The 22,304-nt window shown below is 31.5% G+C and carries 12 protein-coding genes; all 12 read right to left on the reverse strand.

Annotated elements, in window-relative coordinates:
* Positions 1 to 6: 6 nt before the first annotated feature.
* From CLFE_RS22905 to CLFE_RS22955, 12 genes are read right to left on the reverse strand one after another with little or no spacing between them, the layout of a single operon-like run.
* The gene (locus tag CLFE_RS22905; protein WP_077893152.1) at positions 7 to 1,077 is read right to left on the reverse strand and encodes a hypothetical protein; all 1,071 of its coding nucleotides are present in this window, start codon (positions 1,075 to 1,077) and stop codon (positions 7 to 9) included.
* A 12-nt stretch (positions 1,078 to 1,089) separates the two neighbouring features.
* Entirely contained in the window at positions 1,090 to 5,256 is a 4,167-nt protein-coding gene (locus tag CLFE_RS22910) for a hypothetical protein (RefSeq protein WP_077893151.1), read from the reverse strand.
* 26 nt (positions 5,257 to 5,282) lie between these two features.
* Complete coding sequence (locus tag CLFE_RS22915) at positions 5,283 to 9,380, reverse strand: hypothetical protein (protein WP_077893150.1); 4,098 nt, start codon at positions 9,378 to 9,380, stop codon at positions 5,283 to 5,285.
* A gap of 18 nt (positions 9,381 to 9,398) precedes the next feature.
* Positions 9,399 to 10,355 (reverse strand): hypothetical protein, encoded by a 957-nt coding sequence (locus CLFE_RS22920; RefSeq protein WP_077893149.1) that lies wholly within the window; start codon positions 10,353 to 10,355, stop codon positions 9,399 to 9,401.
* 9 nt (positions 10,356 to 10,364) lie between these two features.
* Positions 10,365 to 10,499: a hypothetical protein gene (locus tag CLFE_RS24345; RefSeq protein ID WP_265855759.1), complete on the reverse strand. Its 135-nt coding sequence runs from the start codon at positions 10,497 to 10,499 to the stop codon at positions 10,365 to 10,367.
* Positions 10,500 to 10,511: 12 nt separating this feature from the next.
* Positions 10,512 to 13,505 carry a hypothetical protein gene (locus CLFE_RS22925; protein WP_077893148.1) on the reverse strand — a complete coding sequence of 998 codons (2,994 nt, stop codon included), beginning with the start codon at positions 13,503 to 13,505 and terminating at the stop codon, positions 10,512 to 10,514.
* Positions 13,506 to 13,508: 3 nt separating this feature from the next.
* Positions 13,509 to 14,510, reverse strand: a complete 1,002-nt coding sequence (locus CLFE_RS22930; RefSeq protein ID WP_077893147.1) for a hypothetical protein — start codon at positions 14,508 to 14,510, stop codon at positions 13,509 to 13,511.
* Positions 14,511 to 14,515: 5 nt separating this feature from the next.
* Positions 14,516 to 15,799: a hypothetical protein gene (locus tag CLFE_RS22935; protein WP_077893146.1), complete on the reverse strand. Its 1,284-nt coding sequence runs from the start codon at positions 15,797 to 15,799 to the stop codon at positions 14,516 to 14,518.
* Positions 15,800 to 15,810: 11 nt separating this feature from the next.
* Positions 15,811 to 16,947: a hypothetical protein gene (locus CLFE_RS22940; protein ID WP_077893145.1), complete on the reverse strand. Its 1,137-nt coding sequence runs from the start codon at positions 16,945 to 16,947 to the stop codon at positions 15,811 to 15,813.
* 1 nt (position 16,948) lies between these two features.
* A complete protein-coding gene (locus CLFE_RS22945; protein ID WP_077893144.1) occupies positions 16,949 to 17,392 on the reverse strand; it encodes a hypothetical protein in 444 nt (147 codons plus the stop codon).
* A gap of 19 nt (positions 17,393 to 17,411) precedes the next feature.
* Positions 17,412 to 21,194 (reverse strand): hypothetical protein, encoded by a 3,783-nt coding sequence (locus CLFE_RS22950; protein WP_077893143.1) that lies wholly within the window; start codon positions 21,192 to 21,194, stop codon positions 17,412 to 17,414.
* Between the two features lie 26 nt (positions 21,195 to 21,220).
* Positions 21,221 to 22,303 (reverse strand): immunoglobulin-like domain-containing protein, encoded by a 1,083-nt coding sequence (locus tag CLFE_RS22955; RefSeq protein WP_077893142.1) that lies wholly within the window; start codon positions 22,301 to 22,303, stop codon positions 21,221 to 21,223.
* Between the last annotated feature and the right edge of the window lies 1 nt (position 22,304).

A 22,304-nucleotide genomic window follows, 5' to 3' on the forward strand; every position in this document is an offset into this window, starting at 1 on the left:
GTTTTGTTAAACTCCTGTGGGCGGAATAATTGCTTCTGAAGCCTTAATTTTAACATCTTCAATTATCTTGTCGCAGTAGCCACATTTGTAGCATTTATGAGAGCAGTTAAACTTTGTACTAGCATAAGCTTCTGGAAATTTTTCATTATCAAGGCCGTAAGTTGGATTGAAGGGCACATCTACAATATCAAGTAAATTTCCTGAGTATTTTCTTTCTCCATAGATTTTTATCCATTTCAGAATTTCATCTGCTGGGTGCTCTCTTCCAGATATTTTATACAAATCTATAAAATTATCATAAAGGCCTAAGTCTTCAGGCCTTAAAAAGGAAGTCTCCCTTAAAACATTTATCTTTCTATTTTCCATGGCAAAATTGCACAGCTTAGAGCTTGGCATAACTTGTCTTTGATTGCTAAATAGTCTCCATTCGTTAATGTTGGAGGTGTCCATTTTATCTACCATAATATTACATTGAATATCATGGTGTTCTACATGAGCAGCGCAGTTGTACATACATAAATGGTTTACTAAAATCTTTAGTTTTAGCTTATTATATTTAGTTCTAATGTAATTTAAAGCATCGCCTTCATTTAAAAAGTTATTGTAAAGGCATATGGAATCTATATATGGATGTACATACATTAGTTGATCTATTTTTTCAACAGAATCTATGTTGCTTACTACAGATAATTCTATTTCATAGCCTAAGCTTTTTATATATTCACCTTGAAGTTTTAAAAAGGTTAAATTTGATATAGTAACCTTATCAGCACCCAAGGGTTTTATTCTTTCAAGCTCTCTAACGGTGCGTAGAATTGTGGACATTCCTGTATCTAAATCTAAAATGGGCTTACTCCCCAGTATATTAATCTTTAAATCTAATTCTTTAGCTTTTTTTATTTGTATGTCAAAAATAGTTTTATATTCATCAAGTTCAGCCTTTGAATAAGACCTACCACTTGGCATTATATCGTAAGGAAGTGGCATAAATATTTCACCAGCATATTGAAGCTCCTCTAAGGTTAATAAATCCAATAATTTGTTGTCCTTGGTATAAGGTATAGATAATTTTCTCATAATCTTTCTCTCCTATAGTAAAACTATTTTTATTTTCCTTACACTATTTGTGGTATTGGTAATAGTGACGGTTTTGTCTAAATCAGAATATTTTATGTCAATAGTATAAGGATTTGAAAGGGTGTAATACTGTTTAGTTTCATTGCTGTGAATAAATTCAACTGATCGTAATATTGGTGTTTTCCATATATCTGTGGTTTTCATAATGGCAGCTATAGATAAAGAACCTTTTTTTAATTGATTAAGTTCATTATTTGTTAGAGCTAGTAGTGTCTCAATTGACATGCTTTGTGCTAAACTTACATGATTAACAATTTGCCAGGTTGTTCCGTCCCAATACTTCCACTGCAGCTGATTAGCATCCTCTGATAAAAGAAAACGCATTTCACAAGGATCATGATCGATGAATCTATCTACCTTTATGCTTGTGAAATCCAACCACTTACTTGAATCTATAGGTACACTATTATATATATAGGCTTCAGTGTTATGAATGTAATGTACTGGGGAGAAATAAATGTCCATGCCAGTAAAGGTAACTGTACCGCAGCCTCTATTGTAACTATAGGGAACCTCCATTCTTATTCTTATATACCTTAATTCTGTATTGAAATTTATTGTGCCTGCTTCAGTTCCTGAATATTTAGCTATATCAGTGTATTCCTTACCATCTTCAGAAAATGAAAAAGTGGTTATTTGATAGCTTAGAGATTGTATACTTTCATTATATTGTACGGTTGATGGTACTCCATGATTTGCATCATATAAACTAAATTCTAAATTTGTAAGATAATTAATCCATACATTCTTTTTAAAGTCAAAGATTACATCTACCCATCGGGTAGCTTCACCAGGTAAATCCCAATATACAGTATATCCACCAGCCCGTATATATTTATTACCCCACCACCATCCATAAGAATAACTAAAACTAAAGGTACCTCCATTTTCAAGCATTTCATTAATATCTCCTGAGGTTGGGGCAACAGAAGCTGTCACATCAAACATCGGATAGGACACAGGACCTAGAGCACCTGCATTATTTAAAACATTTTCAGGACATATATAAGCGTTATCTTTATCATAATCCGTGCTTAAACATGCCTCTGTTTCATCAAAACTAATTCCGGAATAGGTAAATTCTTGGATAGTTTTATTGTTATAATTAATAACATCACTATAAGGAATATAAGAGGTTATTTCATCCCAAAGTTGAACGCCCCTAAAGCTTGGTACATTTTCAATTACATAGTATTCGTTAGGCTTTAAGGTTGGCACTTCTATAACCTGAAGGGCTGGAAGAACTTCACTTGGAAGCTCGCTTGGAACGGTGCCCTTTTGAAGAAAGGTATCATGCATTAAGGTTACAGATTGTTTAAGAGCATCTACACTATCACTTAAAACCTCTTGGGAAAGCTTTATAGTGTTAATATTATCTTTAGTTTCATCTCGTGCATCTATAATGGCTGTTTGATTTTGAATTATATTTCTTATAACCTTAATATACTTAGTTTCAGTAGTTGAATTGTTTTTATATAGTAAACCATTATCACCCAGTAAATATTCCGCTACATTAACATTATCTATTTCCTGCCATCTAATATCTAGGTAGTTATCAATATCATAACCACTTAATTGAAATTGAAAGGTAGGATAAAGGCTGTAGGCTTCATAATAAATAAATAGCAGTGGAGATATAGTTAAAAATTTATTTGTTAAGCTGGTTGGATTAATACTTTCAAGGCATCTTTTGGTCATGCCTTTAGATAAAATTTCATCATCAGCTATGACTTCGAAGTAATCATTGTCAAAATTAACAGTTATATTTTGCACACTGGCATTAGGAGTTATTAATTTTACTTTTATATAAAGCCATTCACTTCCAGCGCGTATACTTTCAAAGTTGGAGTCATTTAGCTTACTTAAAGCATCTGAGGTCATGCCTTTATTTGTATACAAAAGCCAATTTAAATTTGAATTTATATAATAATAATTATAACCATCAAAGGAAATTGAATACTCTATATCATCAATGGAGGCAGCAGCTTGGTTAGGTAGTATAGAAGCTATTTTAGAGTTTTTGCCTATATAAGTTTTAGAAGTATATTCTTCATCAAAAGAATATATAGGTTTAAGATTATTAGCCTGCACAGAATAACAATCAGCTTCCATTATAGGTTGAAGAGCACCTATACCATCACAGCCTATATATATGTTTACAGGAAGATTACAGCCTATTTTTGAGTAGGTTGAAGTGCTTACTGGATCTGTATAATTATTACTAGTAGTTTCAGTGCCACTGTAAATATCCTGAGGGATTACAGCACATACTGCTCCATTTTCAGTGGAATTGTATGGTGAAGAATCCCAATACCAGTATGCCCAGTAGTACCCACTCCATATTAATCTATGGTGACCAAGTGAAAAGGTATTATTAAAATGAAGGATGTTAATTGGATAGCCTTTTATAGAAGAACTATTTAAGCCAAAACTAACGCTTGAAAATACACCGTCATAATAGGAGCTAATTCCTAAACTATAAAGACTATACATAACAACATTTACAGCATCAACTTTAATTATTTCACCATTAACTGGTGTTACAAAAACTTTTATAGCCCTACTGTCTATTACTCTAATTTGTATATTAAGCTCCGAGCCTCCAAGTGTGACTGGAATTATATTGTTTATATTGTCTAAACTAAGAGGTATTTCATAATTTTCACCCTTCAATGTTATAAAAATTTTATAAGCTATATTTGTATAAGGAAGCCAAGCATTATAATTTGAATAGGAGCTTCCATTCTTAGTCATTGTTATATTACCCAATTGTCCATTAGGAGCATTAATAGGTGACTTTTCATACAATCTTGAGTATAAATAAGTATTGGATAATTTATTTACAGCACCATAGCTTTGAAGACTATCTTGAACACATCTATAGCCTTTGGAATCATAAAAGTCCTGAGATAAAAGATTATAAGTTTTTGGAATATAAGTATACAAAGGCTTAGAACCATCACCAAGCATATTAGCTAAGGCATATTTTTGAACTATTAATTTATTAGTATCTGAACTGCTTTTAGCTTTTATCATAAGCTTTGTATTATCTAGATCAAGTATAAACTGATTACGAGAGGCAACTATTTTAGAAGGTTGATTGTATTTAAGAGAGAATAGTTTTATATTGCTTATAGAAATGCTTCTATTACTTACTCCATCATAGGCATTTATAATAAAACGTATGCTTTTTATAGCAGCATTGGAAGGTGGTTTAAAGTCTAGTTTTTGCTCACCAGTTGTTATGTTTACGTTGTAAATATTATCCCAAGTGCTTCCGTCCTCTGAAGTATCAATTTGAAAGTTAGCATAGCTGCTGTTAGTTGTAAAATCAAATATGGCTTCACATATGGGAATAATTTCGGTGAAACTAAACATAACTGTTACATAACCTCTAGCTATATTCCAAGTATTTCCGTTTAGAGAATTTATTAAATGGTTTGTATAGTTTATTGATTTATCAGGGTTAACTATAGACGAAAAGTAGTCTGTAGCTGCTGTACATAAATTTCCAATTATACAGCAGTCATAGGTATCATTATTCATAGTTATTGCAGAGTTTAGTGGAAGCTCATAAAGCTCAGAAAAACCATTGGCGTAGATTGTACCATTTCTTAAATTGCAAAAGGCTTTGTCATAATCTACATCTGTATCGCTGTTGAAGCTTATAGTTTTTAAGGCTGTTTCAAAGCTTGTGGCAGACATATAAGCCTTAGAAATAGTGTATAAACCATCATTGGGTAAAGTAACAGTGGAGTTTGGCGTTAAGCTAATTAAATCTTCCTTGTGAGAGACCTTATTGTCTAAAGAAACTAAAATATCTTTATTAACATCTTCTATAACACCGGTATTATTTTTAGGAATTTTATTTATTAACTCAGTTCTTAAACTGTTTAACTTATCATCTACTCCATTTGCATATAAGCTGTTTTTTACTACGTTATTTTGAATATTTGAGAGTCTATCATTTAAAGAAGGAAAGCCCTCTCTAGCACTAGTAACTTCAGGAGCTTCTTTTATTCTATTATCTATTTCATCATCTAAAGAAGTACTTTTACGCCTAGCTGTTTTAATTTCTTCAAAAAGATTAGAAAGGGTTAAATATAATTTGTTTTTCAATTGTTCCACCTGCCTTTATGAATATTTTATGAAATAACAAGTTTAGTCTTTAAGTCTCCTCCTGTTGTGTTTATGGCAGTAAGAGTGTGGTGAATACTAGAGTAATTTAAGTCCATATCATAAGGCTGAAGAAGTCTATAATAAGGTTCTGTTAAATCATCGTGTAATATTTCTATGGAGCTTAAAACTGGTGTTTTCCATATGTCTGTGGTTTTCATTATGGCACAAACGTACAAGCTTCCTTTGGTTAATAAATTTAGTTGATCTTTGGTTAAAGCTAAAAGCGTTTCAATTGACATAGCGGAAGACAGAGAGATTTCACCATGGTTTTGCCAATTTGAACCATTCCAGGCTTTCCAAACATTGTGGTTTTCATCATCAGAGAGTAAAAATTTCATTTCACAGGGATTGTGATCTATAAATCTGTCTATATTGAAGCCTTTAAAGTTAAGCCAAGAGGTGGTATTTATTGGAACGGTGTTAAATATATAGGCTTCTGTGTTGTGAATGTAGTGTACTGGTGAAAAGTACAGGTCAACACCAGCAAAGGCAACTCGTCCAGCGCCCTTATTCACGCTATAAGGAAGCTCTAATCTTATTTTCAAGTAACGAAGCTCTACGTTAAATACAACACCTAGATTTCTGTTATCTCCATAGTAATGACCAACCTCAGTGTATTCCTTGCCATTAAGGGAGTGATAAAAGGTGGTGATTTGATTCCCTAAACGAATAGTTGGGGTATTACCTCCTTGTATCCATTGTCCAAAGTAAAGGTTGTTTAAGTAATTTATATAAACAGGTTCTCTAAAATCAAAGATTACGTCTACCCACCTTGTATTTTCCCCTGGTAAATCCCAGATTGTAACAGTTCCTGAATTAATAGACCATTTATCATTATGGTACCAACCATAATACCAATCATAAGAATCACCTGTTTGCCCGCTATCTTCTATAAAAGCCTCCATGGAATTACCACTAGGAGCTACTGAGCAGCTTAAATCAAACATTCTATAAACGTAAGGTCCTTTAGGGTCTGAGCTATAAGAAATAGGCGCTTCTGGGCACATGTATGGATTGTCCCTGTCGTAATCCTGCGAAAGTACAGCACCACCATCCTTAACGTCTATTAGGTTTGTGGTGTAATTTTGGCACATTGCTTTATTAAAGGTTAAGGTATCTGTATAACCTACAAAAGAAGTAAGCTCTTCCCAAACCTGTACATTACGAAGGTTATATATATCCTTGATTAAATAAGTGTCGCCGCTGTGAAGCATTGGAAGTTCTACTTCTCTAATGGAGGGCAGTACTACATCAGGAAGTTCACCTGGAACTGTACCAGAGTTTAAAAAAGTATCATGCATCAAGTCTATAGACTGTTTAAGTTTTGTCATGTCCTCCTTAGCTATAGCCTCATTGTTTTCAATTACAGCTAAAGCTTCTTTGGTTTCATTTCTGACGTCTACCACAGCAGATTGATTTTCTATTAAGGTTCTAACAACTTTTATTAGCTTAGTATCCTTTGAGTTGTTTTTATACATTAGTGAATTGTCACCTAGTAAATATTCCACCACATTAACATTGTCTATTTCCTGCCAGTGTATATCCATGTAATTGTATATATCAAAACCTTCTAATTCATATCTATAACAAGGATATATGCTTTTGGTGCAGGTTGCTATTAAAAATACTGGGGATACGCTGAACAATTGACTTACTAAATCTTCTGGACTTATGGCTTCAATTACTCTTTTAGGCATTCCTTTATCTAGAATATCTGTGCTGTCAATTCTAATAAAAGAGGACTTATCAAAATTAAGAGTAATGTTTTGCACACTAGCATTAACATCAGTTATTTTAATTTTTATATAGATCCATTGACTATCATTTCTTATTTTAGCTATAACTGAATCATTAACCTTTTGTAAGGCATTTATGCTCATACCTTTATTTGTGTATATAGTCAAATCTGAAGTTTCTGGATTAAATACATAATAATTGTAGTTATCAAAGGAAATAGCATAACCTATACTATCTATGCTTAAAGCAGATTGAGAAGGAAGAATAGCTGACAGTGTATTTGAGGTTCCTATATATACTTTTGATGTAAACTCTTCATCAAAGGTATAAACAGGTTTTGATGTGTTTCTTTCAACATTAACTATATCTTTATCTATAGTGGAAGCTAGATCTTTAGTGCCATCACAGCCTAGGTAAATAGTTGCTGGAAGACTTATATTCATTTTTTCATATGTAGTATTGTATACATTAGTTAATAGAGTTTTTGATACAACGCTTTGACCGCTGTAATTGTCATGAGGAATAATTGCACAAGCTCCATTTTCAGATATATTTCCAGTATAGTACTCATAGTCTTTTGAGTAAGCAGTTATAGTATGTGCTAAATTGTAATCAACATTTACATTAAGTAAATCTATTGGTATACCTCTAATAATTTCATTGTTGGTAGAATTGTCCATAGTAGAGAAAATAGTGTCCCAATAGGTATTTCCATTATTTAGATTGTAAGCCCCAAATAAATCAACCTTTAAAGAATCAACCTTTATATTTTCACCATCTAAATTAATATCTACTTTTAGTACACTGCTCTTTAGTAATCTAATTTTGAGGGTTAGAGAAAGGTTTCCTAAAGTTACGTAAATTGTATTATCTATATTATCCATAGATATAGGTATTTCATAAGTTGCACCATTATATATTATAGAGGCTTTGTAAATTATATTGCCGTAGGGCAGCCAGGAGTTAGAGGTGCTGTAGGAGCCTTCCTTTGTAATAGTGGAAGTTCCAAGAGTTCCATTAATGCTTGGGGAAGGTGATTTGTCATAGTTTTCAGTAGTTATATACAAACTACTTGAGGTATCAAATTTATAGTGATTTTCAATACTGTCAGTTACAACTCTATAACCCTTTGAGGAGTAAAAATCTGAAGGTATTAAGGTATAGTTTTTTGGTATATAAGTAAAGTGATTTTTGTTTTCGTTAATGTTTGTTATGGCATATTTAGTGAGATTAAACTTACTATTTTCAGTACTACTTTTAGTTTCTATATTTATTTTGTCAAAATCCTCATCTAAAATTATAGGCTGAAGCATGCTAATTAAGTTAGAAGCTGTATTATATTTTTCAGAGTATAGCTTAAGGCTATTTAAGGTTATAGTTCTACTTGAAATACCATCATGAGCATCTATAGTAAACTTTAAATTTTTAACTAAGGTTGAGTTTGGGAGAGTAAATTCCATTTTTGTTGAAGGTCCAGTATAAATATCTATCCAGGTTATACCATCCATGGAGCTTTGCACAGTAACCTTAGACATAGTTCCACTTACAGCACTGTCCAAATGAAATTTACACAGAGAAATTGGTTCATAAAATGAAAAAGTAATGGTTACATACTCCCTGTTTATATTCCAAGCTCTTTCATTAAAGCAGTTTATTAAGTGGTTATTATAGTTATCCTTAAAGGAATTATAGTCTGTAACTATATTTAATAGATTTCCTACAATGGCTGCATCGTAAAAATCATTACTGCTTATTAAAGCAGTATTTAGAGGAAGCTCATATAGGTCAGGTTCCACCATTGAAAGTAAGCTTCCATCTTTTAATAATTGTAAGTTTTTATCATACGAAACACAGCTATCGTTATCATAGCTAACTGATTTTAAAGCAGTATTTAAATTTGCAGCACTAACATAGGCTTTTGCAACATAATTAGAGTTCCCGTTATAAAGTATTGCATTGCTAGTGGGCTCTATAGTTAAAATATCTTCCTTTGTTGCTGTTTTAGTGTCTAAGGATACTAGAATATCTTTAGAAGAATCCTCTATTACAGCAACTTTAGGAATACTAGGCATTTTATCTAATAATTCTTTTTTAAGAGAGGATATTTTATTATCTACATCTGCATCATCTAATTTATTAGAGATAACTTCGTTTTGAAGGTTTTCTAATCTGTTTTTAAGGGAGCTAAAACCATCTCTAGCTGAAACTATTTCAGGAAAAGAGTTTAATCTATTATCTATTTCACTATCAAGAGTAGAACTTGTTCTTTTAGCTAGTACAATTTCGCTATAAAGTTTTTCAAGGGTAGAATACAATTTGTTTTGCAAAAAATCTCACCTACTTTATTAATACTTGCAAGTTACTTCAAAATCGTCTATTAAAGGAAGTATAAAATTGATTTGATTATTCTTAATTGTGTAGTCTTCGCCACAATTAAGAAGTACACCTTCCAGATATATTGGAGTTTTATCCGTTACGTTAGAGGGAATATCATAAGTTGTAACTGAGGCTTTTACTGTAAAAGTATATAATACACTGGAAGTGTCTAGTTTAGTTTCTAGCTTAGTTAGCCTGTTTAAAATATCTGGAATCTCTATAAGCTCTGAATTACTATTTGGAAGATAAGTTTCGAGATTTTCAACTCTAGCCAGTAACTCTGCTGTGTTTTTTACTAAAGTAGCAGCAACACTGCTATTTAGAACTTCTGCTGTTTTTATAAAATCTATAGCTTCTATTTTGGATAATCTATTGCTTATATCCTTTAGAGCCAGGGAATCTGTTAGTACAGTAACTATATCCGCATTTTCTGAATCAATTTTGCTTATATTACCACCTTCATCATAGCTGTAGGTTTTACTTCCAATGCTCTCCTTAGTATTAGAATCAAATAATTCTTCCTTTACTATATTTTTATTTTCATCATAGGTAAAAATCGTATCATAATTAAGCTGGCCTCTTACGTGTTCCTTTAAAATGTTTCCAGCCTCATCAATTTCATAGGTTTTTTTTGTACTTATTTTTTCAAAGTCATTTAAAATATTGTAGCAAGACATATCCGACAATCTAGCATTAAGATTGTCGTAAGATCCTCTTGCGGTAGTTACTTCTGTTGCTATTTTATTTGAATCATTTGAAGCTTTATCTGCTTCATCCTTTATGGAAGCTATAGTATTTTTTATATCATTTATACCATTGGTGTTTTCATCATCGGTTTCATGCATTTTTTGTAGTTCTTGTCCTAAATCGCTATAGCTATCGCTTGAAGCTTTGATATATGCTAATTTATTTGTGGTAAGTGCCATTTATTTCACCTACTTATCCTTTTGAGAAGATTTTTCTTTGGCTTCAAGCTTATTTTCTAAATCCTCCACTCTTTTTTTTAGCTGTTCATTTTGTTTTTTTAAAATAACGGATAGACTATCCATATTTTCAAATTCAAATGCCATAAATATCCCTCCCTACAAAGTATATAGAAATGCCAGTGCACTTAAGGCAGCATCACTTGAAGCAAAAACCGCTTTTAATATTAAGCTTTTAGATTGTTTTAAGAAGGTATGCATAGTGTCTGCTATAATAGGTTCAAAATTGCTGCCTCCATCGATACTTCCATAAAAGGATACATTTCCAACGGTTTGTGCTGATAAAACAATAGTGACAAATAAGCTAAGAGAGATTTCATTTAGATAAAGTGTTCCATTTTGAGAAGTATCAATTAGCTTTATCAAACAATTTATTGAATCATAATATATATTAAAGCTGCCAGTTGTATTAAAAGCTTGAGGTGAAACATCGGTGTATGGTTTACCATCATCTACAAATAATTGATGGTCAGTTATAGGTTTAGATACATCAATTATCTTTTTAAAGTCACCTAAATCTTCAGCAGTAAATATTCTAATATTGGAAATTTTAACAACTCCAGCATTTATAGTTTGAAAAATAACAATTCTTAATCTTGGTGTGGTAACTGGATCAAATTTGTGACATACGTGAGTATCCCAGGTGTTTTGATTATATATTATTCCATTAGAAATAGTGCCAGTAAATTCTATAGGAATTCCATCATCGCCAATAGATATACTTTTTATAGTGAGCCAGTTAGGACTACTATATGCATCATCCACGTTTGCGTTATTATTTATAGCCGCTTGAATTGCATAATTTGATGGAGTGTTGTCTAAAGTTCCACCATACATTAATAACTTATTTATTGCTATTGGGTTTCCGAAATCAAACATTATAATTTTAGGTACACTTAAGGTTGGTGGTAAATCCGATTGAAAGCAGGAATTATCAGTATTTTTTACATTTGCCGGATTTAAACAGCCTTTTGATGCTGCTATAGTTGTGCTTGTTTCTGTTACAACATCATTTGCACGACTTAAGGCTATATTGTCCATAAGTACATCTTGATCTGTTACAAGATTATTAAAGCTAACTATTAATTTTTTTACATCTTGAGCTGAAGTTCCTCCTGGCATAGGTACATAATGTCTGTGCCATCTTTCAAGAGCAGTCTGACCAAAATTATCTAAAACTAGACTTGTGTCATTACTTTTGCCAATCTGAAGCTGCTCTATATAAGAATAGTCGTAAAGAGGATTTATTGTTGAAGGAACAGTACCATTCCATTTTCCAACCGCCTCCATACCTTGTCCTTGTGCAGTATAGTAAGTTTCTGCATAACTATATCCTATATATAATAGAGAGCCTGTTACTACTGAGAAGGTTACAATATAGGCACCTATATTTTGATTTGGGAAAGGTGCATATGCCCAATCACACCATATAGGACCTGTAGGTATGCCATCATAGTAATTAAGACCATTGTTAAAAGTTATAGGTATTACAACTTGAGGAGAATCTGAATCGGCTAAGCTAATGTCATGAGCGTGACCTCTAGTGTCTAGTGTAATAAAGCAGTTCTCTATTCTTAAATATTGGTTTGCTAAGGGCCTTATGTTAAAGCGTATTCTATCATAACCAAATCTATTTCTTGTAGTGTAGTCTCCAACTCTCATTCTGACAGTGTAGCCTGTAAAACTTGGAAGACTAGGGATAATATTCGATGCTGTTCCAGCATTATACTCTACAACGGGGTTTGTAACAGTGTTTTGATCGTCCAATAGATTTAAGCCTATATTACTGTGATTACCATTAGATTTTATATCAATTTTTAGAGTGCTGTAATTGGAAAAGTTTTGTCCTGATTTAAAATCATGTGTAATAAATTTCATGCTGGAGTTTTCTTCTGTCCATAATCTTAAATCTATTAGATTACAGCTTTGAGGCACTTTATTTACAACTATTTTTATTGCAGTTATATTTTGAATAGTTTCAAATAAAAATATATTTGAGAATTTAGAGTTACCTGTTATAGAAGAGAAATCATCACTTATAGTACCATCTGTAGATACGGATAAGGGAACGTTGTACATGTTTTTCATTTTAGTTAATTTGTTAAAGGGATACCAGTCAACGCTAACTTCTGTGGTAGACCCTACGTATTCAGTAGTGTAGTAAAGCTCATAATCCAAAGGTATATTTGCTGGATTTTTGTCCCAAATTAAATCTATTCTGTTAGAATTTCCCCTATTGTTAATTTGAATATAGTAGTTAATAGGTGGATTTTTTGTAATTACCGTGTTTAATTGAGTACTAGTTGAAAGTACAGTTTTTCCAACATTAAGAGCTAGATTAGTAGATACATATTGAGCAGAGCTTCCACTACCAAAACCTTTTAATGAAATTTTTGTGCTGGATAGTCCGCTAGTTTTTCTTGAACTGTCTAAATTAATGGGTAAATTAAATGGATTGTCCCATTCATTTAAATTTTCATTATCGACGATTACCTTTTCTACATTTCCATCACATCTATAGATTTCTAAGCCTAAATTTGAGGGAGGTACATCAGCTGCTTCAATGGTAACAGCATTTACAGTTCCACCTCCTGTAGTTATGGAGGAAGCATTTATTACATTTGTTTTGCCGTAAAGTGTTTTATAAACTAAAGCATAGCTGTAGTCTGAATTTGGATTAAGAACACCAGGATATTCGGCATCAGCGTTATGTAATACCAAATTAGGTGCGATTGCTGTTCTTACTCCGTAATAGATTGAAGAATCGTCCTTAAACATGTCTTTTACAGACTTATCCATGCCGTATTTAGTTGAATTTACAAGCATACTTAATTTTAGTAATTGAACATCTCTTTCTTCATTGGTGTAAATGCCTTGTACTCCACCGCCGCCACCTAAATGATAGTGAAGCTTATCAGCATTGCCCATAGCTGTTAAGGTGTTCTTTTCTTCTACAGTTAAATCACCTGAATTATCGTGAGTAGGATAATTTAAGTTTAATTGATTTTCTTTTAATTTAAAATCAGAGCTTAAATGATCAGGTGTTATTTGACCATTTGCAATTCTATATCCTTTAATTTGAGAAATTGACATATTTTAAAACCTCCTTTTACATATTGTGATAATACTATTTTCTAAAAGAGGATAATTCATAGTTATTTGATTTTCATGTGTTTCTACATAGTCCAGTGTACTTTGCAGCAGTAGACCATCCTCATAAACCATGAGCTCATCATTATTGGTTTTATAAGAAGCCTGAAGATTAATAGCTGTTTGACCTTCTTCACTTTTTATTCTATAAACCCACTGAAATAAACTTCCGGAATTTGAACCTACAAGCCTTAAGGTACTTCCAGCTTCAGGATTATAGTTTAGAGTTATTGAAGTATTTGAAGCTTCAACGTAATCTTTATCACTTCCTGGAACCAAAAGAATAGGTCCATCAAAGACCTGAAGAGAATTTCCGCCTACTTCATAAGGGTTGGGAACTGTAACTGAAGTTTCGCCTTCTGTTAAGGTTATTAAAGCATTCCAGGGGGTTAACGCTTGTAGGTTAACATTTCCACCGGTACCTGTACTTGAAGAAGAATTATTAATTGAAGCTTGCATACTGTCTAATCTATCATTTAAATTAAGATGGTCTCCTCTTGCATTAATTACTTCAGCATAAATTTCATCTAACTGTTTATGTGAGATCGCTCCAGCATGTTCTGATATTTTTGTATCTACTGAGGATAACACTGAACTTATTGCTTCACTTAAGGAAGCTCTATTTCCTCTTGCATCTTTTATTTCACTTACAACTGTGCTTAAGTCACTTTCATTCGCCTTAAGTGCTAAAGTATCTTTAAGTGTTAAACCCTCTTGCCTAGCATCTGAAATTTGAAGAATTGCCAGCATTACATCTTTTAAATCCATTTGTTTTACTAAAGTGGGAGATGTGTTTATAATTATATCCAGAACAGATTTATTTTCATGATTATGAGTTGGAAAATTAAGTTTTAGCTGAGTTTCAGGAATGCCAAGACCTGCTTTTAAATGCCTTGCTTCTATAGATTGATCTGCAATTCTATTTCCACCAATTTGTGTTTTACTCAAAATTTTTACCTCCTTTTATATATTGTTAACTTAGAACCAGTTGGAGGTGCTTCTACCAATTGTATTGCGTTATTGCTCAGCTCTAAGTAATCATCATCTACTATAAGTTGAATACCATTTTCATAAACGATTAAGTCATCTTTTCCAACACAAAAGGTGTTAGAAAAATTAAATAGTGTTTGATTTTCTACAGTTACAAATTTCTCACTCCAATTGAATAAGGCTGATGTACAAGTTACTACAACCTTATCTCCTTCCTCTAAAGGATAGTTAAATTGAATATGATTAGAGTCAACTTCCATATAATCAAAATCATTGCCTAGCCACATTAATAATCCTTGTACAGTAACCATAAGCATATTGGCCCCTGGGATGTAAGCCTCGGAAAGTGTAAATTGGCTTTGATCCTTTAAAGCTGTATATTGAAGCTTGAAGGTCTTTTGAGAATAATCTTTTTCATGATATAAAATTTGTCCAGAGCTTTCAACTAATTCCTGTCTAAATATAAGCTTTGTTCCAGCGGCGTAAGGATCTTTTAATAAAGTGATTTGAGAATTTGAAACTTCCTTATAATCAGTATTGCATTCAAGTCTTAAACCATGTACGTATATAGATAGAGAATTATCTCCTAATGTGTATTGATTTTTTAGAGTGAAATCCTTTTGATTTTCAATACTTATGATTTCTTCATGAATTGGTGAAAATACTGTAGCTAAATTTTCACATATAAAGCTTAAAAATATATTAGCTTCTAGTGGATACGACATTTGAATATGATTATTTGAAATCTCTATATAATCTATATCGGGTATTAATAAAGTACCATCCCTATAAACCTTAAGATGCTTATTGTCAGCAATAAACGTATTTGTAAGATAAAAATCTATATCTTTATTCTCACTTACATATTCTTCTCTAAACCCTTGTCTGTATGTAAAGTCTATTGTTGCATTATCAAGTGTGCCATTAGTACCATTTTTGAAATATTGAGAAATTAAATCTTTAATACCCTGAATGTCCTTTTGCGCTCCCAGTATATTGTCATCTATAATAACTATTTTTCCATTTATTTGATTCTCGCTTTCATGCAAATCATCTTGTGTAACTACAAGAAAGTCCAAGTCTGTTTTGGGGATACCTGCGTTTGGTTTAACATATTTGCTAGCCAGTTCATCCTTTAAATTTACAATGGATTCAATAGGATGCTGATTAGCAAGGCCTCTATTAAAAAGAAGATTATGGTCGTTATTAACTCTTACATTACCTTTTCTAATTACTTTAATAGCCATTTTATCAGCTCCTATTGAAATAATATTTTGAATCTATATTGATTTGAAAAATAAGGTCCAGCATTGTCAGTATCCTTAATTACTTTAATAACAATGTCAACACCATCATGAGGGAGTATATCAGGAAGAGTAATTTCTTCACCAAATACCATGCTCTTTGTATCGGTGTTTTTAATTGCTATAGAAGCAAACTTGCCACCACGATAATAATTTGAATACATAACTACCTTTAGCTTTTTACCTGTCATGGTAGTAGTTTCATCATTAACAATGGTTATGGTGTACTCGTTATCGCTAGAGGTTAATCTTCCTATATCAACTATACTTAAAGGATCAACTTGATTATTATTTATAAAAAAGGAAACTTTGGTTTCACAATCGAACATATCGCCACCATACAGTTCTAGATTGTCAGCTTCAACTAATGTATTTCCATCTTTATCATATACACATAAGGTTACATTTCTCAGTGGCAAAACTGCATTAGTTAAATCTATATAAAAATTACTCTCATCTTTAGAGGTTTGAAGATTTGTCGCATATTCTACTTTCTTTGAATCTTTAATGCTAATAGCAAAAGCGCTAGGTAATGAGTTGAAGGTAACTATATTGGATTTGTATATAGCTACATTTTTGATTATAAAATTGTTTGACCATAACGTATTAGGACCATCTAAGAAGAAACCTATTCTATTGGCATTAGGTAATTCAGAAGAACCCACTAGATACCATGTAGTACCATTTTGAGAAGCATAGAAGTTAAAGACTTGAATTTCATTAATTATTCCATTATTTACTTCCTTTTTCGTTTCTTTAACTACTTTTATATAGCTATAGTTTTGAGGAAGAGTGCTAAAAGCATCATAATAGCTTTGGCACTCTATTTGATCATCAGTAGTTGATAGTACTACAATTCCTCCCACATCTGATAATGTAGTTGTAGGATGCTCAATAGTTGCTTGGAATACAAAATCATCAGAAGGTGTCGGAATTGTCATCATGACACGTTCATCACCATGTAACAACCCGACAGAATAATTTGAAAATTGTATTCTATTTGCATTAGGATGAACATCCCAAAGCAAATTTACTTGACCAAAGTCTTCTTCATAGATAAAACCTGATACAGTTTTATTTATAACTGCCATATTATCCTAATTCTACTAATACATCTAAAGGAGCGTTTTTCATTACTTTAACATTTTCTTTACCTAACGCAAGGACTAGGGGCTCTGCAGCGTTAAGAGCTGCTTGAAGAGATGCATGATAAGAAGCTATAAACCAGGCTTCTCCTTTACATCTTTCGAATTTTTCACTGTAAATAGCTGGTGAGGTATTATTTACAGGTAAGGCTGGTTTAAGTGCTTCATTTATTTCCATAATACCGTCATATACAAAAAGCATATCATATTTAGCATTGCTGCTAGATTCAGCATCTAAGATGTCCTTATTTCCTGCTATATTTGTTAAAGAATCAAAAGCTTTAAGGAATCTTGTATCTGTGTCATAAACACTTGAGGTTAAATTTGTTACTGGTTTTTTTATTGTTGGATGAACATATTTATAAAATACTATATATTCAACTGTTGCCATTAAAATCACTTTCCTCTCTCTATGATTTTTTTATTGTTAATCTTTTACCCTTGTTTTTCTTTTCATGATGCAGTTTAAAATATTCACTTAATTTATCTACAAGCTCTGCTACGGCAAGATTTCCGTTTATGGTAGCCTGCACAAAGTTAGCATTTTTACTATATACATCCGCATAGACAGCCACCCTTTTAGTAAGCTCATCTAAAACTTTATTACCACTGCCCATGTAAGGCTCGTATTCTGTTACAATGTCGGAATATACATAATCCTCCACACAAAGGTTAGCTAAATTAATAGAACCATTATTATTATTATTAAACATTAATTTAACAGTATTTTTACCAACGTCTAATGGAAATTCTACAGACCTTGATGTCTCTACGGTATTAATAAGCTGGTCATTAATGTATATTCCTAAAGTTCCACTTGTCATATATAAATTAAAAGTAAAGTTAGTTGATACTGGATTATCAAGATTAAATTCAATCCATGCATTTGAAGTAATATCAGTATTTTGAATACTATACATAGTTGAATTAACAAACATATTGTTCATTGTATTTGGAATATTACAGGAGCCTTTATTAAGATCACTTTTTAGAGGATCATAAACAATATGAATTTTATACTGAGCATTTTTTAATACAGATACTTCTCCATACCACCTTATCAATCTTAATACTCTTTTAGCTGCTGGAATTAAGGGTTCTGGAATATTGTAGTTTATATAGTCATTAAGATATCCAAGCATTTTAGTTACGGCCTGCCTCATGTCTATTGCTCCAAATTCAAACATATTAGCTTTCCATAGGCTATAAAAGGTTTCTATAAGCTGTCTTAAAAGATTTACATTTACTTCAATATATTCTTTTCCTATATCAAAAAACTCTGGAATAGGATGGTTTACAGGTCTTTTTGCTATAAAGGTTTTATCATCAATCTCTTTGACGGGGTTTATAGGCTTTTTGGTAATGGGATCTAGTAAAGCATCTTTAAATATAGCATAATTAAAATCAGTTTGAGGTAATAGAAGTTCATCTATTCCTCCTGCTGTTAAGTCTAATGGTGGCATTATTTCATTGGTTTTAGCTTTTATATTTTTACCAAGAAGAATTCTTCGTGCTTTTTTATTTAAGTTTAATTCCTTGTTAGATGAGATAAAGTTATCAAGCATAGCTTTGTCTATGAGGTAAACATTATTATTAATAAAGCTTTCAGCTTTGCTCTTTTTTAAAGTGTTAAATTCTTTAAAAAAGCTTGAAGAATCCATTATTTTAACTGAGGAGATTTGTTCATTATAAATATTTAATAAAAGCTTTGTGTTAAAAGTTATTTTATCGTTAGCTAAGAACACTTCATTTTTCATGCTAGAAAGTATTTTTTGCTTGTTTAAATTAGCATATTTAATACTATCTGCTATAAAGGTAGGTGTATTTTTGTACTCAGAGTTTTTGACTATAGAATTCACTAAAACCTTATCTTTAAATACACCCATATTATCAAATATGTTTACTGATATTTTTGTATTATCTATGCTAGAGGTTTTAACAATATCAGAAACCCAAGTAGCCTTGTTTTCATAGTTTGCATTAATTACTATTGCATTTAAAGAAGTCATAACATCAGAAATCTTAATATTTGCATTTATTGAATCTATGGCAATAAGAGGAGTATTTAAAGTTACATTGTTAACTATATCGCTTATGAAAATTGTCCTTAACAAAGCTGTTCTATTGGTTCGTTTTGCTATAAAATTATCAATTGGTTTAAGGTCTATTGTCTTATTATTCATGGATGTAAAATTGAAGTATCTCATGAAATCAACATTTTTTTCTAATTCTAATGTTCTTGGAGATATAAACCTATTAGATTTTAATGGAGCTATATAAAGATCTTTTATATTAAAGCCTGCATAATCTAATACTTCTTTTCCATGAAGCTTTTCTTTTTTAAGTCTAAAATTTGAATTTATAGCATTATCCATTATTGTTTTTTCTAAATCTTTAGCATACAATTTATCCTTTAGAATGTATGTGTTATTAACACCACTATTTAAAGCTATGAATTTTTTAGGAGAAAAAATATCTATATGGTTTATGTTAAGTCTAATATATTTGTTTGGAAGCATAGTTTTGATAGCTTTTGACAACAATACTGTTTTATATAGGATATTGGTTTGAGAATATTTTTCAGAAACTAGATGTCTATAAATATCTAGAGCACTATCCTTCATAATATCTAAGTTTCTAATACTGAAGAAGGTTGTATTTTCATAATCTAAATCTTTATTAAACTTGTACATGAAGTTATAAGATAAAGTTTTGAGTTTCTCATATTTTTTTGCTAACCATTGGAAGTTCTCTCTTTTATAGCGTATTTGTTTGTATTCTAAAAATAAAGCTTTGTCAATATTTATAAATGCATTATTAGTAAAAGTCTTATTAAGGAAAAAAGCTTCAAGGCCCATAAAACTGCTTTTAGATTGCTTTTCCATCTTGTTTACAAAGTTTCCATTGAAATAGTATATATTTGGTGAATTAATCTTAAGCTTTGAGCTTTTGTTTATCACAATTTTATTCTCATAGGTTTTACATTGAAGTATAAACTTGTCATAAAAAATAGTCCTTTTATACTCTCCTAATAGGTGTCCATTAGTGTATTCAGCTTTGGACTTTTCCTTCCACAGCGAAGTACCATCAACGTACATTAAATTAAAACGATTTTTGTACAAAAAGGTGTTATCTTTAAAGCTTCCTTTAGCTTTATTTTTATACAAATTTAGATGTCCTAGCAGATCTAATTTATTATAAACATATCCCATGCTTTTTATAGTGTTATATATTTTTATTTCAGATACAGAAGGCAATGCAAAGTTTATAGTGTTTATTTTGGAGTCTTCAGTATTTTTATTAATAGTGTTAAATGTGTTTATAGCTGATAGTATGTTCGCAGTACTAAGTGGAGTAAAATACTTATCAATATTCAGGAGATTTTTTTTGGGTATAAGGGAGGTAAAATACTCATTAATATGAGAATTTTTAAAAAGGTCTTTTTTTTCTATAAAAGCTAATTTAGAACTTCTTACCTTGTTTTTATGCTGATTATTTGTCCAAATCCAGCTATTCTCTATAAAATTTCTATACTTCTTTTTTAGAAAACAGTTTTGTAGTATCTCCATATTAAATTCTTTCTTTATAAAAGCATAATTAAAAAGTGATATATTTCTACTTGGAACTTTAAGTGCTATATACGCTTTGTTATATAAATTACTTAGATCATTACGGTTTTTCTTTGTAGGTAAAAGATAGCTATTATCTAATTTAACTGCCTTGTAATTTCTATAAAACTTTTCTGCTTCGATAAACAGATTTTTTAAAGATTTATAAGAATTTTGTCTATGAAAATAAGGGATTGAATTGTTTAGTGAAGCATAGTTTATTTTATTATATAAATAGCCATAAACTCCTTTATAATACTTATTATCAACGTTTTTTCTGATAAGGCTTTTATGTGTATCTTCATCATAAGAGTTTATATGCTTAAGAGGTGCAAAGGAAAGGCCACTTGGTACTTTTGTAGGTTTTAAATCATTATATATAACTTGTGTATATGAATAGTCCTGCCTTAAGGGTTTAGAAGGCTTTAGTGAGAAAAATATACCTGAATTAAATACTCCAGTATCAAGGAGAAAACTGTCAGTATACTCTAAAGTTACTCCAGTATTGGCATCAAATGCCTCATCATATTGAAATATGAGTGTTTTATCGAATTCATTAGTATAATTCAAGTTTAATTCTATCATTTTTGCACCTCTATTTAATCACATTATTATGAAGCTATTATAATTAATGGGAATATAGTGTAATCAGTAGCTATATCTCCTTGTGCTGTTACAGATGCTATGTTAACTTCTAGGAACGCATTTCCATTCTGGCTTCCAGAGGAAGGTCTTGTTATATTAAGTGTTTGTACACCCTGACTATCTGTCACAATTTTAGCTGCACTATTTGTTGTGTCCTCTGTTGCATCTGTAAGTGATCTAACAAGCTTCCATTGGAGTGTTATTGATTTTAAATCTGGATACATGTATGGATCTAAGTTCATTGGTAAAACTACATTATCCTTCATATCCTTTAAATCTGCATTTGTTCCTTTGATCATTGTACCATCAACTATAGCTTTTGCTTTGCTAACAGCTTCTTTATTGGTGATTTGTAGTTTAAGAACCTTTAATCCTAAGAAGTTTTGGATATGTTCTGCAACTTTTCCTTTTGATACAGTAGCAGGTATTGATAAGGTACAGTCACCTTCCTCATAGGTAGGTCTAGTTACTTTACCTGTTGCATCTATGACTGAAGGGTAAGTTGGGTTCCAAACTATAGTAGTTTTTCTATCACCGGTTGTATAAAGATTAAGATCAGTGGTTATTTCATCTTCAACAGTATTTTGGTTTCTAATACTATCCCAAGTTATTGCATTTATCGCTAATTCAACTTCTTCTTTATCTGTCCAAGGGAGTACTGTTACAACTATATCTTTGTTTTGAGTTACAGTTCCTTTACTTATGGTAGCAGATAATGTGACTGAGGCTTTATCAGCCCCATTATCAGGTCTTTTTACCCCACCATCTATATTGATAACATCTGCATTAGAAGTCTTCCATGCAATAGTAGAACCATTTGGACCAGCTGCAGGTAGTAGTATATTAGATGTAATGCCGGCATCTGAACCAGCAATCGTTAGCCAATTGAAATCATCGGTTACACTTTGATTATCTGTCTTTCCTTGTTGTTTTACAGTAGCTTTAAAGGTGATTGTTTTTGTTACTGAACCTTTAGTTAGAGTAGCAGTAAGAGTTGCTGCACCATCATTTTTTCCATAATCTGGTCTGATTATATGAGCTTTTATCATG

The organism is Clostridium felsineum DSM 794 (assembly GCF_002006355.2).
GTDB lineage: Bacteria > Bacillota > Clostridia > Clostridiales > Clostridiaceae > Clostridium_S > Clostridium_S felsineum.

Coding starts and splice junctions, on each gene's coding strand:
- CLFE_RS22905 (WP_077893152.1), bottom strand. CDS start 1,077: ATGAGAAAATTATCTATACCTTATACCAAGGACAACAAATTATTGGAT.
- CLFE_RS22920 (WP_077893149.1), bottom strand. CDS start 10,355: ATGGCACTTACCACAAATAAATTAGCATATATCAAAGCTTCAAGCGAT.
- CLFE_RS24345 (WP_265855759.1), bottom strand. CDS start 10,499: ATGGCATTTGAATTTGAAAATATGGATAGTCTATCCGTTATTTTAAAA.
- CLFE_RS22925 (WP_077893148.1), bottom strand. CDS start 13,505: ATGTCAATTTCTCAAATTAAAGGATATAGAATTGCAAATGGTCAAATA.
- CLFE_RS22935 (WP_077893146.1), bottom strand. CDS start 15,799: ATGGCTATTAAAGTAATTAGAAAAGGTAATGTAAGAGTTAATAACGAC.
- CLFE_RS22940 (WP_077893145.1), bottom strand. CDS start 16,947: ATGGCAGTTATAAATAAAACTGTATCAGGTTTTATCTATGAAGAAGAC.
- CLFE_RS22945 (WP_077893144.1), bottom strand. CDS start 17,392: ATGGCAACAGTTGAATATATAGTATTTTATAAATATGTTCATCCAACA.
- CLFE_RS22950 (WP_077893143.1), bottom strand. CDS start 21,194: ATGATAGAATTAAACTTGAATTATACTAATGAATTCGATAAAACACTC.
- CLFE_RS22955 (WP_077893142.1), bottom strand. CDS start 22,303: ATGATAAAAGCTCATATAATCAGACCAGATTATGGAAAAAATGATGGT.